The 17,798-nt window shown below is 35.6% G+C and carries 15 protein-coding genes; 14 read left to right on the forward strand and 1 reads right to left on the reverse strand.

Annotation, left to right across the window (positions count from 1 at the left end):
• From JW794_01370 to JW794_01390, 5 genes are all read left to right on the forward strand, one after another.
• The coding region (locus JW794_01370; protein MBN2016775.1) for a hypothetical protein at positions 1–227 on the forward strand (227 nt) is incomplete at its 5' end.
• Positions 227–1,309 (forward strand): NAD/NADP octopine/nopaline dehydrogenase family protein, encoded by a 1,083-nt coding sequence (locus JW794_01375; protein ID MBN2016776.1) that lies wholly within the window; start codon positions 227–229, stop codon positions 1,307–1,309. The genes JW794_01370 and JW794_01375, both read left to right, overlap by 1 nt.
• Positions 1,309–2,520, forward strand: a complete 1,212-nt coding sequence (locus JW794_01380; GenBank protein ID MBN2016777.1) for an ATP-grasp domain-containing protein — start codon at positions 1,309–1,311, stop codon at positions 2,518–2,520. Before JW794_01375 ends, JW794_01380 begins: the two co-directional genes overlap by 1 nt.
• A gap of 55 nt (positions 2,521–2,575) precedes the next feature.
• Positions 2,576–4,057 (forward strand): oligosaccharide flippase family protein, encoded by a 1,482-nt coding sequence (locus tag JW794_01385; protein ID MBN2016778.1) that lies wholly within the window; start codon positions 2,576–2,578, stop codon positions 4,055–4,057.
• Positions 4,057–5,145, forward strand: a complete 1,089-nt coding sequence (locus JW794_01390; GenBank protein ID MBN2016779.1) for a polysaccharide pyruvyl transferase family protein — start codon at positions 4,057–4,059, stop codon at positions 5,143–5,145. Before JW794_01385 ends, JW794_01390 begins: the two co-directional genes overlap by 1 nt.
• A gap of 62 nt (positions 5,146–5,207) precedes the next feature.
• Here JW794_01390 and JW794_01395 read toward each other — a convergent pair whose 3' ends face one another.
• The gene (locus tag JW794_01395) at positions 5,208–6,053 is read right to left on the reverse strand and encodes a sulfotransferase domain-containing protein (protein MBN2016780.1); all 846 of its coding nucleotides are present in this window, start codon (positions 6,051–6,053) and stop codon (positions 5,208–5,210) included.
• A gap of 152 nt (positions 6,054–6,205) precedes the next feature.
• Between JW794_01395 and JW794_01400 the strand changes: the two genes are divergently transcribed.
• From JW794_01400 to JW794_01440, 9 genes are all read left to right on the forward strand, one after another.
• Positions 6,206–7,369: an SLBB domain-containing protein gene (locus JW794_01400; GenBank protein ID MBN2016781.1), complete on the forward strand. Its 1,164-nt coding sequence runs from the start codon at positions 6,206–6,208 to the stop codon at positions 7,367–7,369.
• A 3-nt stretch (positions 7,370–7,372) separates the two neighbouring features.
• Positions 7,373–8,038: a CpsD/CapB family tyrosine-protein kinase gene (locus JW794_01405; protein ID MBN2016782.1), complete on the forward strand. Its 666-nt coding sequence runs from the start codon at positions 7,373–7,375 to the stop codon at positions 8,036–8,038.
• A 3-nt stretch (positions 8,039–8,041) separates the two neighbouring features.
• Positions 8,042–9,112, forward strand: a complete 1,071-nt coding sequence (locus JW794_01410; protein ID MBN2016783.1) for a hypothetical protein — start codon at positions 8,042–8,044, stop codon at positions 9,110–9,112.
• A 74-nt stretch (positions 9,113–9,186) separates the two neighbouring features.
• Positions 9,187–10,677 carry an O-antigen ligase family protein gene (locus tag JW794_01415; protein MBN2016784.1) on the forward strand — a complete coding sequence of 497 codons (1,491 nt, stop codon included), beginning with the start codon at positions 9,187–9,189 and terminating at the stop codon, positions 10,675–10,677.
• Positions 10,661–11,887, forward strand: a complete 1,227-nt coding sequence (locus tag JW794_01420) for a glycosyltransferase family 4 protein (GenBank protein ID MBN2016785.1) — start codon at positions 10,661–10,663, stop codon at positions 11,885–11,887. The genes JW794_01415 and JW794_01420 overlap by 17 nt, the downstream gene beginning before the upstream one ends.
• The gene (locus tag JW794_01425; protein ID MBN2016786.1) at positions 11,887–14,136 is read left to right on the forward strand and encodes a glycosyltransferase; all 2,250 of its coding nucleotides are present in this window, start codon (positions 11,887–11,889) and stop codon (positions 14,134–14,136) included. Before JW794_01420 ends, JW794_01425 begins: the two co-directional genes overlap by 1 nt.
• Positions 14,133–15,113 carry a hypothetical protein gene (locus JW794_01430; protein ID MBN2016787.1) on the forward strand — a complete coding sequence of 327 codons (981 nt, stop codon included), beginning with the start codon at positions 14,133–14,135 and terminating at the stop codon, positions 15,111–15,113. Before JW794_01425 ends, JW794_01430 begins: the two co-directional genes overlap by 4 nt.
• Positions 15,114–15,117: 4 nt before the next feature.
• Complete coding sequence (locus tag JW794_01435) at positions 15,118–17,028, forward strand: hypothetical protein (GenBank protein ID MBN2016788.1); 1,911 nt, start codon at positions 15,118–15,120, stop codon at positions 17,026–17,028.
• A 28-nt stretch (positions 17,029–17,056) separates the two neighbouring features.
• On the forward strand, positions 17,057–17,797 hold the full coding sequence (locus JW794_01440; GenBank protein MBN2016789.1) for a polysaccharide deacetylase family protein: 741 nt from the start codon (positions 17,057–17,059) through the stop codon (positions 17,795–17,797).
• Position 17,798: the final 1 nt, after the last annotated feature.

Raw genomic sequence — 17,798 nt, forward strand, 5'->3', positions numbered from 1 at the left:
AAGAAATAATCTTTCCATTTTATAACAAATGCAGATTTAGAATTATCAAACCAATAACCAGGTTATTTTTCAAATCTGAACCATTAATTGCTAACAACAACTTCTTTTTTCGTTTAACAAATGAGATTTTCATTGCATTATCAAATATTATTGATAAACATCTTAAAGGTGATGATGGAAATACATTCTTTGTGTTTGATAAAATAGCTGATAAACAAAGGAAATAATGAACAATATCACAGTCATTGGAGCTGGAAATTCAGGTTTAGCGACCGCTGCATATCTTTCAATTAATGGGCATTCAGTACGTTTATGGAACCGCTCAAAAAGCACAATCAAGAAATTAATCAACACTAAATTGATCCACCTGAAAGGCATTATAAATCAGGATGCAAAACTGGATATAGTAACAACTGATATAGTAAAAGCAACCAGAGATACAGCTCTTATCATGGTTACAACACCTGCAACTTCTCATGTTTCAATAGCGAATCTATTGAGTAAGACACTTGATCCTCATGTTCCTATTATATTGAATCCGGGGAGAACCTTTGGTGCTTTAGATTTTGGCAACACCCTTTCATCAACAAATTCAAAAATACCAACTATTGCAGAGACACAAACCATTGTATTTACCTGCCGAAAAACCTCCGAGGATACCTCAATAATATTAGCGATGAAAAAAGGCGTTTTAATATCGACATTAAGAAAAAATGATATAACTTCGTTGATAAATTCGATCCCTGCATGTTTAAAAGATAATTTCAAACCTACAAATTCTATGTTGTTAACATCAATTGGAAACGTTGGCATGATACTTCACTGTGCACCGGTTTTACTCAATGCAGGTTGGATAGAATGCGAGACCGCAAGCTTTAAGTACTATTATAGTGGTATTACCAAGACAATCTCCGAGTTTCTTCAAAAAGTTGATGATGAAAGGGTACAGGTATCCAAAGCTCTCTGTTCTCCTGTCGAATCTCTGATTGGGTGGTTAAAAAGAAGCTATAATGCCAAAGGAAAGAATCTTTACGATTGCATTCATGATGTGAAATCCTATGAAACAATTGATGCCCCGAGAACATTGCAGCACAGATATATCTTTGAAGACATACCTACAGGTCTTGTGCCTCTCGAAGCACTGGGCTTGAAGCTTGGTTTATCTATGAAATATACTTCAATAATAATTGATCTTGCTCATATGCTTTTAAACACGGATTTCAGGGAAAGTGGCCGCAATCTAACAAATCTAGAGCTCAATATGCTTTCGACTGATGAACTTATTGAAAAACTAAGCAACAGAAACTAATGACTCCATCTCACCAAAGAATAGTACCACTCTATAGCACACCCGTGATTCTTGGTGGTGGCATTAATGGATTGGGAATTGCTAGAAGCTTTGGGGAGGAAGGAATTAAATCCATTGTTTTGGATACACATAAGGACCACGCTTTTTATTCTAAATATACAACTGGGTTGATTTGTCCCGATCCCTTATCAGATGAGAGGAAATTTATTGAATACTTGGTTCATTTTGGATTAACACTGAAAAAAAAAGGATTTTTGATAACAACAAGCGATAAGTTTCTTATAACTACCAGTAAGCACCAGGAAATTTTAGAAAAATATTATTATTACCCAATGTCTTCATGGAACATTCTGGAGAATTTAATCAATAAGGAAAAACTATATACACTTGCAGATAAGATAGGAATCGATACACCAATTACAGTAAAGACCTCAAGCATAGAAAGGATTAAGGATGTGATAAGTAAGCTTCAATTTCCTATTATCGTAAAACCTTCAATTACTATTGGGTTTACACAAGCCTTCGGGAAAAAGGTGCTTATCATAAATACATATAAACAATTTGATAATTTTATAATAAAATTAGCATCGACTCCATTTGCTCATCAACCACTTATAATTCAAGAATACATTCCCGGAAGTGTAGCACGACTATATACTATTACATCTTATGCCAATAGAGATCATGAAATTATTGCCTATTCAATCGGTCACAAAATTAGGCAGGATCCGCCATTTGCTGGCACAATTACTTCCGGCAAAATACAGAATGTGTCTGAAATTTTACGCATAAGTCAAATGCTGATTAGAAAAGCAAAATTCTGGGGGATATCAAATATCGAATATAAAAAAGATGAGCGCAATGAAAGCTACAAGCTTATGGAAATCAATCCAAGAAGTGGCGTTTGGAATTATTCTGCAAAAGCTTCAGGAGTAAATATTCCACTTATATCTTATGAGGACTATTTTCATTTTACCTCTGGAAGACAAGCAGATAATGGAAAAAAAATCACGTGGATTTCTCTTGTTGATGACCTATCTTTATCTTTATCTGGCTTTAAAAAGATGGGTTATCCTGACGAAAGTTTATCTTTTCATAAATGGCTTTATTCTATCAGGGGAAAGAAAACTTTTGGAATTTTAAATGCTAAAGATATGAAGCCATTTATTAAGAAATTGTTCTCGAGATTTTTTAAGTATTTTAAAGTATAAAGGAAATACATAATTTTCATAATGTAACATGGATATATCAGTTAGGAATCGTGGTGTGAAGCTATTTCGTGGATCGATTCTGATAACGATCTCAGTTATCATTCAGATCGCTATTGGTTTCTTCATGCTCCCATTCCTCGTTCACAATCTTGGTGATAAGACATATGGTCTTTGGGTCCTGGTAATGACTTTTTTAGATTATTATGTATTGTTACGAATGGGATTCAGCACAGCTGTTGTACGCTTCCTCGCCAAAGCAATTGGAGAGAAGGATGAAAAGGGATTGTCTAAAATCACCAGCACCTCTTTCTTTATCTATTTAGGTGTTTCGGTTGCCATGCTTATTTTTACAATAGTACTGATATTTGGCGCAGAAATCATAATTAAGAATCCTTCAAACCTAAAATTATTTCAGGTACTGATTTTAATATTAGGAATAAATACTGCTTTGTCACCACCCTTGAGTGTATATGGCGCTATTTTGAACGCTTATATGAACTACAGCGTCTCAAAAATAGCCAACATAGTCACACTATTAATAAAAAATGGCTTAATCTTATTTGCTGTTAAGAACGGGAGCGGCTTATTATCCATTGCCTGGATTTATTTGATATGCAATATTACCGTTTCTGCATTCCATGTCATCTATGTTAGTTCACGATATCCCTTTATAAAAATCAAAATCAAATATTTTGATAAAACCAAATTTAAAACACTTTTCTCATTCTCTTTCTTCACATTTATTGCACAGCTGGCAGATACCCTAAGATTTAAAGTTGATACCATAGTAATAACAACATTTATTGGTCTGGCTGCCGTGACCCACTATAATGTTGGCTTCCGTTTAATCGTATACTTTATCATGTTCTTTACAAATGCAACAGGTATATTCCAAACATATATAAGCCAGGAAGAGGGTGCTGGCAACTATCAATCAATCAGAGATAAGTTTATGTTCATGACTAAGCTTTCCTCCTATATTGCAGTTTTTATTGGATTGTCATTTATTTTTTATGGTAAAGCATTTATCATAAGATGGATGGGAGAAAGTTATTCAGATGCTTATATGGTTCTTCTTATAATATCAATTGCGACGATCATCTTTTTAGCTCAGTTTCCAACAAAAACAGTGCTGTATGGAATTTCAAAAAATAAATTCTGGGCTTATTCTAATATTATAGAGGGCATTCTCAACATTATCCTGAGCCTTATCTTCGTGCAAAGGATGGGAATTAGTGGAGTTGCACTTGGAACTGCAATTCCGATGATTATTATGAAATTAATCATTCAACCTATATATATTTCCAGAATTTTACATTTAGATATCAAATACTACTATTCTCAATTTATGATGGACACCTTAAAACCAGCAATATTTATGTTCTTGTTCTTTTTAATTGCCAGGCAATTTCTTGTTCCATCGTATATGAGCATTTTTATAATCGGATTAATACAAACCGCTTTATTTGTTGCAATCTGCTATTTGTTTTTTTTCAACAAGGAGGAAAGACTGCTTATTAGGGGTGTTATTAGATAATGATTATTTCTGATCGGATACAATTGATGCGCTTTGCCATGTCTCATTGGAAGACAATTTCAGGTCTTAATAAAAGAGCAATCGGCTATATAGGGTGGGTAGGACATAAAAATCTGGGTGATGAGGCTATGCTCATTGCATTCAAGAGCTTATTCAAGGCGCACACGATCTTCCCATATAGTAAAATTAAGAGTTATCCCCGTATGGAAAGCAAGCTGCGCCCAAAAGAATTATCGGCAATCGTGCTTGGTGGCGGAACACTGATCAATAGTCAAGGATCATTCGATATTTTTAAAAACACATTCAAAAATTACACTAATGGTATTAAATTCTCATTTGGGAGTGGCGTGAAAAATCCAGTATTCTGGAAAAATGTTAAGGGATGGAGTAACACTATATCTGAGTGGGCACAATATCTTAAAAAATGCGAATATGTAAGTGTTCGTGGTCCTTTATCCAAAGAAATTCTAAATGATGCTGGCTTGGATAAAGTTGAGTTAATCGGAGATATTGCACTAACCCTTGCTGGGGAAAATATGATGAAAAAGCAAAAAAGGAAATCGGTCGCTATCAATATCGGTGCATGCAGTGGTAGATTATGGGGTACTGAGGAATTGCTATTACAAAAGATGACGGAACTTATTTATAAACTAATAGAGAAGGATTGGAATATTACTCTCTTCTCTGTATGGGATAAGGATGTGGATCTTATTAATATCTTAATAGAAAAAGTGGGGAAACCAATACCAAAATTTGAAGGATTTCGTTCAATAGCAAAAACATTAAAATTCCTTGAGAAATGTGACGTCGTAATCGGGATGAAACTTCATTCAGTCATTTTAGCCCATTGTGCTTACACTCCGGCAATTATGCTCGAATACAGGCCTAAATGCCTTGATTATATGCTTTCTATGAATCTGGACAAGTATAATGTGAAAACAGATCAGATCGAACCGAACCATGTCATGTCATTACTCAACGAAATTTATCAAACTTCAGAACAATACCAGTTTTTTCTATCAGGAAAAATCAAATATTATAAAAATCTCCAGAAGCAGGCAGCGATTAATTTAAATAAGCTTATATAGTATAGAGTATCAAATTTTATTCCCGAAAAACTTTCTACAAATAATTAATAATTTTCGAAATTTCAACTCAAATTTGCTAAATATTCTTTCTCCATCTTTTCATATAGGTCTTTACAGAGTTTATCAATTTCCGGTAACAATGCAAGTTTTGTTCCCTTACCTGTTGCTCTGGCATGCACTTCATCAACGATTTTATCCCCAGGATATTTAATCCTTAAAAAGGAATATAATCTTCTAATATTTTCAATTGGCTTATTAACAAAACCTTCATATTTACACATCGTCACATCGTCTCTTTTATCTAATCCAAGCTCAAAGAATAAAGCATTTCTCGCATACCAGAAAAGGGCTGCTGCATCATAAGAACTCATTTGATCATAATAGTGTTCAAGCACAACTTTCCTGATGTTATCAGGCAGATTTTCTGACCTCCAATTATTTTTGTCAGCATATAATATTGGGCGAAGATTTTTATGACCGTTATCCTTGCCGAAATGCGTTATATTCGAATATGCAACATCTTTATAATGTCTATAAATCCAGATTGCCTTTGATCCGGGAAAATAGTCAAAATAACTGAGAATGTTTTGAAGTTCAACTAACGGTTTTGTAATGATAACTTTTGCATGCACCCTGCTGAAAATTTTTATTAGACTCTCGAACGTATTGAAACGTATGTACGACTTTTTATCCTCAGAGGTTATAGCACTATGTTCATCCTCATATATCTTTGTTTGGAAATCTCTTTGAAAAACTTTGACCATGATGCTTGTACCAGATCTTTGGCATGCAATAACATATACGATCTGTTTGAGTCCATTTTTGGAATATACTATAGGTTGAAGAATTGCTTTCAAAACAAGAAATACCCGAAATCTTGCTTTTTTAAAAACTCGGTTTATTTTCATAAACAACTGAAAAGTATTAATGTTTAAATCTGTCAAGAAAGAATAATGTTCACTCTTGTAATCCTTTATGTATATGTATATTAATAGGATTTTATTTATCAATAAGTTGACAAACATTTTATGTTCCAAGAAATAAATGTGGAGTTCTGTAGATGCCAAAAAAATATCTATTTTTTTTCTTGATTTTATCTATACTTTCCTGCATTCTTGATGCTGGAGGTGTTGAAGCACCTCTTGCAAAAGATGGGATAGATATAATTGAAGAAGAAAAAGATATTATAAGCGCCAACTTAAACAGGCTTAACCCACCCATAAGCGCTGAAGAATACAAATCGTTACAATTCCAGGAAGGCAACCTTGATTTTCTGTCTGCAGAGGAGCGAACATATTATATAACCGGCGGTGATATCCTCATTATTAAATTGCCAGACGAAGAGGAGTTTAGCACCTTTGAAGTAAACTTTGAAGGATACATAACACTTCCCAAACTTGGCAATTTCAAGGCGGAAGGACTAACAATTGGCGAATTGGAAAAATCAATTTTTTTCAGTTTACCCCTCTATCTCAGAAGGCAGGCAGAAGTACAGGTGCAAATCAAAGAAAAGAGAAAATATATTCAGGTTCTAGGTTATGTTGTAACTCCTGGCTGGTACCTTCTCCCGGAGAATGCTGGCATTCAGGGAGCTTTCGTCGCAGCCGGGGGTATGATTGACGGCTCTATTCTTAATGAAATCAATTTATATAGAACAATGTATAGTCTAAAGTCGGCTGAACAAAAGACTATCCTGGTCGACATGTTCACTTTCCTTACCTCTACAGATTATAATACTTTACCTCAAATCAAATCAAAAGATATAATTGTTGTTCCTATGACCCCACGGTTGGGTTCAATAAAAAGAACGCTTGGAGCCTATACACCTCCTCAAGAAAAATTAGAAACCGACACTGAGGAAAAAGTGAGAATTGCTGGAATGGTAAGAAATCCTAGCATGATTGAGCCGGTAAAGGGGAGTAATGTTCTTGATCTTCTTATCTCTGCCGGCGGCACTACTAACGATGCAGATCTCAAACATATTTTCCTCGTAAAAAAATTGAAAGATGGAAACTATCGAACAAAAGTAGTAGACCTTGAAAAATACATTGAAGATAAAAATTTCCAAGATATTCCATTTGTTGGTTCGGGTGAAACGATTTATGTACCCGAACAGAGAAAAACTTGGCTTTATAAAGCATGGAAAGGTTCCATCGATTTCTTAAAAGACTTCATGTATCTTATTTCTGCGTTTACAACACTCTATCTGCTTTCCAAACAATAAAATATGAATCCTACAAAAGATCTTAAAACCTATAATTTCGTTGAATTCAACCGAATGAACAAAATTATCTCAAAAGAAACCCAGCGCCTTAATGGTAAGACAATTCTATTCACAAGTGGTGGAGAAGCAGAAGGAAAAACATTCATGGCAGTTAATCTCGCATTGAACTTTATCAAAAATACGCCACAAAGAATTCTGCTGGTGGATATGAATTTACGTAATCCCGAAATACATAAAGTTTTCGGACTACCAAAAGAAAACGGTGTCACTGATATTATCAATGATAAAATTCACTTTGAAGAAGCAATTAAAGCGACTGACTTCCCAAATCTAAAAATAATTACTAGTGGAACTTACAGCGGTATTGTTGCACAATCATTCAATGATCTCAGGTTTGTTGTAGAAGAGTTCAGGCAATCAGTTGATCTTGTAATATTTGAATCATCGCCAATCCTTGTATCAAATAGAGGAAATATTGATCCTGCTATATTAAGTTCTCTTATGGATACGGTGATTCTTGTTGTTCTTGCTAGAAGAACTCGTAAGATTTCGGTATTGAAATCAAATGAGCTTATTAACCTTGCTGGGGGAGAAATATTCGGTGTTGTAATGAACAACAAATATATTCCCAAAGAGAAAACTAAGAAAGGTATGTTACAGGTAAAATAAGATATGCAACAAATTGATTTAACTGAATATACTCAGGTTCTTAAAGAACATAAAAAACAAATAATCATTGTTTTTTTATGTATTTTTATTCCTATCTTCTTTATCAGCTTTGAAATCGTTTCTACATATAAAAGTGAAGCAACATTGTTTGTTGAAAAAGTTCCTCTGAAAACTGAAGAGATTATATTCAGGCGTGGTTCATCACGTATAGATATTACAAAAGAAATGATACGGCTGCGATCAATGGATTTCACAGAAGCTGTTATGAGAGCACTTCCCGAGAAAACGTTTTTCGAATTATATAATACACTCAGCTTGCAAGAACGTGTTTTTCAGAGAATAAAAAAAATTATTGGCACGAAGGCATACAACTCATTGAAGAGATTCCTAGGCAGACCTTCAGCAGATAGCTATAATGAGCGGGAAATGGAAAAAACAGTTATTGATAAAATTGTTCAAAGCTGTTCTATCAGATATAGGGGAGACGGTGTCTGTACTATTACTGCTATAACAGAGGATCCCGAAATATCTTATCAATTAGTAAATGCATATATAACACTATGGCAGGGTATGAACCTACAGGAAAACAAGGAAGATGCTATATCTGCAAGGAAATTCATCGAAGAGGAATTAGAGACTGCATCACAAAAATTAAATGCTGCTGAAGATAACTATCTTAAATATAAAGAGTATATTGGAATTCCTCTTCACTATGATTATCGAGAAGAATGGGAAATTGAACAAGTCGATCCCGAACTCGCGCGATTGTCCTCAGAAGTTAAATCCAGCAGAGCGAACTACAACGCATGGTATAATAAGCTTAGAGAAATTCTCGTATGGGAAAGGCTTGTGAAAAGTGATATTCAGGTTGTCGATGTTCCCCAAGTTCCAGATCGACCAACAGGTTCAAGTACAATGAGGACAAGGCTCATTGGATTCATCTTTGCACTTTTTATTGCAATTGGCTTACCAATCATGGTTGATTATCTGAAAGATTATGTCAAAAAACCTATTGATATCGAAAGACTCCTCAGTGTCCCTGTCGTTGGTGTTATTCCTAACATGGAAAGATAATATTTTTACGATAAAAAGATTAGTAATAATATTATCTTTTTGAAAACATCATAAATTCTTTAATTAATTATATTATGGCAAGTCAAGGAACATTAACATATCCGGCAAGATATCAGATTAACCCCTATTATCAGCCAGTTTCGAACACGAGACTATTTTATTTCGTTGTATCTTTTTTTATAGTTCTCCAGGCAGTGGTTGTTTATCTTGATATTGAATCAAGAATGTTCATTGGATTTTGCTATCTAACACTGGTCCTTTTGTTTTTTTTCTCTTTAAATAAACCTGAACTTCCCATTTTTGCAATTACATTATATGTTCCTTTTAGCAAGATTATAATCGGTGACCTTTCTACAGCAATAAATTTCACAAACGTTCTACTTCTCATCACCTTCTTCTCCTGGTTTATCAGCCATGAGTCGACTGAAGAACGATTTTTTGCTCGTACTCCCCTTAATTTTCCCTTATTGTTGTTTGCATTAATGGGTCTGATTTCTCTTGTTCAAGGTAGTTTTCTTCTTGAACAAGTCGGAGGTGGAAATGTAATATTCTCATTCTGGCGCTGGTATGTTCCAATGTTCTTGTATGTTATTGTCGTAAACAATATTCGTGATAAAGAATCTGTTAAGAAGTGTTTGGTTATTATAATGATTGCTGCTGTTGTTGTTGCACTGATTACTATTCGAGAACATGCTAACATCGGTAATGTATCAACATGGACAAAGGCAAGAATAGGAGGTATCGCTGGAAATCCGAATACTCTTGGAACATTTTTCGTAAATTATGGACCCTTACTTCTAGGTGTTTTTATTTATAATGCTCATAGAATTCGCAGTTGGTTCTTCATGTTTCTTTACTTATTATGTGCAAGGGGAGCTCATGTAACATACTCAAGAGGTACATGGTTAGCTTTTGCTACGGGCACATTGTTTATTACAATATTATCAAAAAGCAAAAAGTTAATCATTCCTGGAATTCTGCTTGTTGGTTTGATAATAATTAATCCGTCTGTACTTCCTGAAAGTATTGAAGGAAGATTCAGATCAACTTTTACCCGCGAGCAATCCTATCTTGAGCAATCGGTTGAAGAAAAAGTTGAAAAAAGTGCTTCAGATAGAATCATTATCTGGAAAGGTGCTTTGAACATGATAAAGCAAAACCCGATCCTAGGTTTTGGTTTCGGCACATTCAACTATTATATAATGGATTATTCTGAAATTGAAATACCTCGTGATGCCCACAATACATATCTCCGAATTGCTTCTGAAATGGGGCTATTCGCCTTGTTGGTTTTTCTATCACTCCTTGTAATTGTTTTTCTAACTACTTTATGGGTCTTCCGACACACAAAGGATCCTTTCTTCAAAGGATGTTCAATAGGATATTTAGGCGGAATTGTGGGGCTTGCAGTTGCTTGTATGTTTGGCTCTAGAATGAATTCTCTCGAAATAGCTGGTCAATTCTGGATTATCGCAGCACTTATGCAACGACTGAAAATGATCATTACACAGGAAATGATAGACAAAAACAAAGAGAGAGCTCAAACCAATGCACAAACCGCATAAGAAAATAGCTTATATCCTATCACAATTCCCGGAAACTCACGAAACCTTCATACTGAGAGAAGTTATAGAACTAAAAAAAAACAATATCATTTTAGAAATATTTTCTCTTAAAAAATGTAAAGACAAAGTCATACACCCCCTTGCTCAGCAATTCCTGAGCAATACACATTACTCTTCTCTAATTTCAATTCCAATCATAAAATCACTTATTTTCTTTCTATGGAAAAAACCCTTTACATGCTTTAATCTTCTAGCCTATTTAGTTAAAAAAAACATCTCATCTTTTGAATTCCTGAAAAAATCTCTTGGAATACTCCCCATTTCGCTATATTATGCAAAACAGATATCCTCGAAAGGTATCTCGCATATCCATGCACATTGGGCAACAATCCCGACCACAAGTGCTATTATAATCTCCACTATCCTGAACATTCCCTTTAGCTTTACTGCCCATGCATGGGACATTTTTCTGCCGAATCCTATGCTTAAAGAAAAAGTGCGTCGTGCTGAATTCGTAGCAACATGCACTGGATACAACAAGCGATATCTGGATTCACTACTCGATCAAAGAGTGAATGATAATATATTCCTTAACTATCACGGCATCGATTTTGAGACATTACCTAAAGTAAATAAGAATATCGAAGAGAATCTGATATTCTCTATAGGGCGTTTATGTGAACAGAAGGGATTTCCTTTCCTTCTTGAAGCATGTGCATTGTTGCGAGATCGTGGAATTGATATCAAATGCCTTATTGTTGGCGAAGGCCCGAACAGAAAATCACTAAGCAATACAATTGAACAATTAAATCTAACCGACCGCGTTTCTCTGATGGGCATGCAACCCCAATCATATATCTTTGAAATGTTCAATAAAGCGCGAATGTTCGTACTTCCATGCGTTATATCTAAAAATGGGGATCGTGATGGTATTCCAAATGTTATGATCGAAGCACTTGCAATGCGAACACCTGTCATTTCTACAACAGTTTCTGGTGTACCTGAGATTATTATTGATCATGTTACAGGTTTGACTGTTGAACCAAGAAACTCAGCTCAACTAGCTGATGCAATAATCGAAATGCTACGTAATCCAGAACAATCTTTTATGTATACTGAAAATGGACGCAAGTTAGTAGAAGAGAAATTTGATATCAAAAAGAATATTCGGGAATTGGTTTCGATCTTTATTAATCAAGCTCAACTGTGATGAACAAGCTGAACGTCCTATATATCATTTGGTCACTCGATCAGGGAGGAGCTGAACGGGTTGTTATAGATCTGGCAAAAAATACAGACAAAATACAATTCAACGTAACCATCTGCTGCCTGAATGAAAAGGGCACCTATGCACATGAAGCAGAAAAAGCAGGTATAAAGGTTATACCCCTACACAAGCTACCAAAACTCGATCCGTTCATCATATTTAAAATTAGCAGACTGATCAAAAAAAAACATATTGATATTGTCATTACTCATCTATGGACATCTAATTTTTGGGGAAGGATTGCAGCTTTCATCTCCGGAGTAAAAGTAATTATTGCAACAGAACATACAACAGATGAAAATCGTCCCTGGTATTATCACCTCATTGACCAGATTCTTGCCAAGATCTCAACTAAGATCATCGCTGTATCCACAAGTGTAAAAGCATTCCATCAAAACAGATCTCATATTCCACCATGTAAATTCGAAGTAATCAATAACGGTATCGACATAAAGAAATTTAATGTTGAAATCAATAAAGAAGACAAAAGGAAGGAATTTGGTTTTATCCCAACTGATTTTGTGATTGGACTCTTCGGGCGTTTTGTTCCAGCAAAAGCACATGAAGTTCTTCTTCAATCACTACAGAAATTAATAACAAAATATCCAAACATAAAAGTGCTTTTTGTTGGCAGTGGTCCAACTGAAGATCAGATAAAAGAAATTGTCCGTGAGTTTGGTCTGGAAAATCATGTTATTTTTGCTGGATTCCGGAACGATATACCTGAATTATACCAGATCCTCGATCTCTTTATTCTTCCCTCTGAGCGTGAAGGTTTTCCTATTACACTTCTCGAAGCTATGACTTCTGGAATTCCAGTTATTGCAACAGATGTGGGAGGCAATTCAGACATAATTAAAGATGGAAGAAATGGATTTATCATTGAACCAAATAATGTTGAAGCATTAACTCAAAGGATCGAATATTATATTGAGCATCCCGATGAAGCAGATATTTTTGCTAACAAAGCTCAGTCATCTGTCCAAAAGCATTTCACTTCTCAGATTATGACGAGAAATACAGAACAGATGCTCATCAGGCTTTATGGTAAACAAGTCATAAAGAAACAAAAAATAAAACTCCTTCTTGTAATCGACCACCTTGATCCCGGGGGGGCACAACGACAGATAATCGAGCTTATAAAGCGTCTTCCAAGATCGTCATTTGACATTTCATTGTGCAGTCTAGATGGCGCACGATCTTCACTTGCTAATGAAATCGAAGAGTTGGGAATTCCGCTATATTCGATAAATCAGCATGGATTTTTCGATACTAAAGCATTACTATCATTATATAAAATTATAAAAGGTCATGCTTTTGATATAGTTCATACTTATCTTTTTACTTCCGATGTTTACGGTAGAATCGCAGCTTTTTGTGCACATACTCCGGGTATAATTTGTTCTTTGAGGAGTGTTGATACCTGGAAAAATCCATTCCACATATTAGTCGACAGAATACTCGCACAGATCACAGATATAATAATCGTTAATGTAAAATCTATCATTCCATTTCTAGCGGATGGAGAACACATCGCATCTCAGAAGATTCATACAATCTACAATGGCATCGACCTTGAACACATTCTGTCCCATATATCCGACATCCCTGTAAGACAAATGCTCCATTTACATGAAAATGAAAGGCTCGTTGGAATCTTCGCACGAAATGACCCAATAAAAGACCATATGACGTTTTTCAGAGCAGCAAAAATCATCCTATCTAAGCACAAGAAGGTTAAATTTCTTGCGATGGGAGATGGAATGAGTGATGAAGCTATGCAGTCGCAAGTCGATATACTTGGCATACAAGATAAGGTCATCCTTCTCGATCATTCAAATAATTATCTTGATAACGTTGCTTCTGTGGATGTTAGTGTTCTGACATCTTTAATTGAGGGTTGTTCGAATGTCATTCTTGAATCAATGGCGTTAAGAAAACCAGTGGTTGCGACATCGGTCGGGGGAAACCCAGAACTCGTTGAAGATGGAAAAACAGGTTATCTTGTTCCTCCAAAAGCACCCGAAAAGCTAGCAGAAAAGATAATGCAATTACTGAGTAATCCTGAAAGGTGTGAATTTTTCGGAAAAAATGGACAACAAAGAGTTAAAGAATTCTTTTCTATGGATAAAATGGTTGATGATACGATTGATGTATATAAAAATACATTGAAAAATAAAAAGAGAATATGAAGTACTTTCTTATAACGGTAGACACAGAGGCTGATTGGTTTTCATTCAAAGAAAACAGAGTGACGAACATTTTTGGTGTTCATTACCTGCAGGAACTTTGTGATAAATATGACATGAAACCTACCTACCTGGTCACGTACGAGATTGCGACTAAGAATGAATCGGTAAATATATTGAGACGATATCTTGAGAAAGATCTCTGCGAGATCGGGCATCACCTACATGTGTGGAGTGCACCCCCCTATTATAAAGCCAATGAATTTGGTGTTGAAGAATCACTTCTCGAAGCAATCCAAGCAGAATTGCCTGAAGAGTTATTTGACCAGAAAATGCAATCCCTTCATGATGCAATTGAAAAGAACTTCGGTATTACTCCAAGATCTCATCGTGCGGGTAAATGGGGTATTGACGAAAGAACCCTCCTTTGGCTGCATCGACATGACTATTTAGCCGACAGCTCTTTGGCACCAGTTGGGATTATCGGTAAAGTTAAAGGTATCAAAAAGACAATTTCTCATAATATTGATAAAATTCCTAACACTCCTTACTTCCCTTCGAAGGAGGATATTTATGAGAAGGAAATTGATGAAAAGCTAAGATATATTCTCGAAGTTCCCGTAACTGGTATAAAGGGAGATTCGCTTCATAATATAAAAGGAGCAACGATCATAAGAAATCTTGCGTATCCTCTTGGTTACAAGGGAGTTGGCGACATGATGTTCCGCCCGTCGGATGTAAGAATTCCTGTTAACGTTTTTGAAACTTTAGCTCGAAATTTATTTGAATCAGGACTCCAGTGGGTAAATTTTATGTTCCATTCAAATGAGCTAGGGCTTGGCACCTCCCCTTATACAAAAAATGAAACATTACATGAACAAGTCCGGGCAAAGATCGAACTTGCATTGAGACTTGCAAGAGAATATGACTATAAGGGCATATTTTTACGAGATGCATTAAAATACTTCAAAGAAGAGTAATATCATGAAAATTTATACACGAGATTTTATTTCAATTATCATCGTTGTGATTGTCATCATCGTTTTCCACGTTTTGAATATTTTCCCTTACATCTCTCAACTATTCTCACCCATTCAAAACAAGGTATATGATACAATCGAAGATGCTGGAGATATTTTTGATGAAACAGAGCAGGCAGGTTATAATCCTGAAGAAGGCTACTTCATGCTCAGCGATTTTGAGACGCCAGAAGAGTTGCAAAAGTGGAGATATGAAGATGTTATACTCTATCAATCGAATCAATATGTTTCCAGCGGCAACCAATCGGGAAAAGTTGAATTCCTCGCTAATAGAGGTTCAGCACCAAAACTTTTCTTGCAGTATTTCCCAAAACGGTGGTCAAACTTCGAAGCCCTGAATTTCGAAATATATAATCCATCCGAAAAGAAAGTTAGGATCATACTTCAGATAAAAGACCGCAGTGAGAACCGATTCAAATATGACCTCTATCTTGAGCCACAGAAATGGAATACGTATTCAATAGCTATTGATGATATGTCGGACAAAGTGAATGTAGATAAGATCGTTGATCTCAATTTTTTCCGATGGAAACCATCCCAGGATGAAACAATTTATGTGGATGATGTAAAATTGATTAGTTCTCAATATGAAGATAAGCAGGTATATGTTACCCCTGCTCAAACTCAGCAGAAAGTAAAAAACATCACAACCCAGCCCGAATATGAGATATCAAAAACATTTCATTCAGAAGGAAATACAATAACATTCAGGGTAAAAAATCCGAATAAAATTGATTTAAGGCAAACGCCTTGTACAGGCAATGTAGACTTCCCTCAGGGAAAAGTTTTCGATAAAACAACGATGCTCCTTAAAGGGCCAGATGGGCACGACATTCCTTACCAGATAAAACCTCTAAACACCTGGCAGGATAACAGTTTTAAGCAGGCACAGCTCGATTTCCAGGCAGACTTTCAATCAAATCAGGAAAAACAGTTCTTGCTTCTCTTTGGAAAAGATCTCGCAAAAATGAATTTTAAATCGGTTATTACCGTCCGCTATAAAGAAGACGTGATACAGATAAGCACAGGAAAGTTCCGTTTCAACCTGAGTAAAAATCATTTTACACTTTTGGATAAAGTGTGGCTGGATTCAAATGACGATGGCTATTTTTCAGATAATGAACTTGTTTCAGAAAATCAAGATATTATCATGACACATAATGGAATTTTCTATCAAAGCTCATTCGACTATTCCACCTACTCAATCGAAATGATAGAAGCTGGACCCCTTCGCACAACATTTCAGGCTGACGGATATCTTCGAAGTAATAGCGGATATGATCTATGTAAGTATGAAGCTTTGATAACTGCTTTTGCAGAACAGAGTTTTGTTGAAGTCACATTAAATTTCATTTTTTCCAAGACCGCCCCTATCGAGTCCGCAGCACTCTATGTGCCTTATTCAGAGGATATTACCCAGGTTTATTCGCCAAACACTGGTGTGCAGATGAACCTACCTGTAATGATCTATCAGTCTGATGTTGAGAAGTCGGAAGTACGCAATCAGGGGCGCAAGCTGCTTTTCGATCAGAACCTTTCACGCTGGGTCGATGCAAGTAATGTGGTCGGTGGAGTTATGGTTGCAATAAAACCATTCTGGGATCTCAGTCAGTTCGGATATTATATACAAAAAAACGATGTAACTCTCATGCTTTGGCCTCCTTACTCTCAGGAAATCGATATTAAATATACACTTCAACATAAAATGCAGACCAATTATGACTTCTGCAGAAACCAGGATTTTGACAGAACGCATGATGTGCTTATCTATTTCCATACAAGCGATGTCGAGGAATTAAGAACAACTGAAGTGGCAGAGTCTTTTCTCAATCCGGTCGAATTTATCTCAAAATAGTGTCATGTCTCAACCGGTCCCATTCATTATGTATCATGATATCCTTACGAACGGCGATCCTTATACAATAACAAAAGAGCAGTTTAAACAGCAAATGGCACTCGTTAATGAGCTCAATTATCATGCAATTTCAGTTAGTGATTTCTTATCAATAAAGGATCAGAAGAATTTACGAGAAACGAAGGAGTTCGGTTTAACATTTGATGACGGGTATGCAAATAACTATATCTATTGTTTGCCCGAACTTGAAAAATATAACTTCAGAGCGACTTTCTTTATCACAACTTCTCTAATTGATTTGGGAAGAGGATTTTCAAAAGAGCAGATTTATTCTCTATCAGAAAAAGATATGGAGATAGGATCGCATACAGTAAATCATGCCTTTTTACCCAATCTTCCGGATCATGCTTTGCGCTTTGAACTCGAAGAATCAAAAAGGCAACTCGAAGACATTATTAACAAACCTGTTTTGAGTCTTTCGTTACCTGGAGGTCGTGGCAATAAAAAAATCTTGAAATTCGCACACGAAGCCGGGTATAAAAGCATATGCACCTCCGTCTATCATCCAAATGACGAAAACACAGATCCCTTTTCGCTTGGACGTGTTCCAATAAAACGCAACTATTCTCTGGAATTATTTGAAAAAATAGTAATACAGGACAAACGTGTATGGAAATCTATGAAGTTCAAGCAGGATATGAAATATGTCATACAGAGAATTCTGGGTAATAAACTATACGATTCTATCTGGAAATTAAGGTACGAATAAT

The sequence above is a fragment of the Candidatus Cloacimonadota bacterium genome (assembly GCA_016932035.1).
Lineage (GTDB): Bacteria > Cloacimonadota > Cloacimonadia > JGIOTU-2 > JGIOTU-2 > Celaenobacter.

Bases quoted from the DNA above. Each gene is read 5' to 3' on its own strand.
- JW794_01380 (MBN2016777.1), top strand. From the start codon at position 1,309: ATGACTCCATCTCACCAAAGAATAGTACCACTCTATAGCACACCCGTG.
- JW794_01395 (MBN2016780.1), bottom strand. From the start codon at position 6,053: ATGAAAATAAACCGAGTTTTTAAAAAAGCAAGATTTCGGGTATTTCTT.
- JW794_01430 (MBN2016787.1), top strand. From the start codon at position 14,133: ATGAAGTACTTTCTTATAACGGTAGACACAGAGGCTGATTGGTTTTCA.
- JW794_01425 (MBN2016786.1), top strand. From the start codon at position 11,887: ATGAACAAGCTGAACGTCCTATATATCATTTGGTCACTCGATCAGGGA.
- JW794_01410 (MBN2016783.1), top strand. From the start codon at position 8,042: ATGCAACAAATTGATTTAACTGAATATACTCAGGTTCTTAAAGAACAT.
- JW794_01420 (MBN2016785.1), top strand. From the start codon at position 10,661: ATGCACAAACCGCATAAGAAAATAGCTTATATCCTATCACAATTCCCG.
- JW794_01400 (MBN2016781.1), top strand. From the start codon at position 6,206: ATGCCAAAAAAATATCTATTTTTTTTCTTGATTTTATCTATACTTTCC.
- JW794_01435 (MBN2016788.1), top strand. From the start codon at position 15,118: ATGAAAATTTATACACGAGATTTTATTTCAATTATCATCGTTGTGATT.
- JW794_01415 (MBN2016784.1), top strand. From the start codon at position 9,187: ATGGCAAGTCAAGGAACATTAACATATCCGGCAAGATATCAGATTAAC.
- JW794_01440 (MBN2016789.1), top strand. From the start codon at position 17,057: ATGTATCATGATATCCTTACGAACGGCGATCCTTATACAATAACAAAA.
- JW794_01390 (MBN2016779.1), top strand. From the start codon at position 4,057: ATGATTATTTCTGATCGGATACAATTGATGCGCTTTGCCATGTCTCAT.
- JW794_01405 (MBN2016782.1), top strand. From the start codon at position 7,373: ATGAATCCTACAAAAGATCTTAAAACCTATAATTTCGTTGAATTCAAC.
- JW794_01375 (MBN2016776.1), top strand. From the start codon at position 227: ATGAACAATATCACAGTCATTGGAGCTGGAAATTCAGGTTTAGCGACC.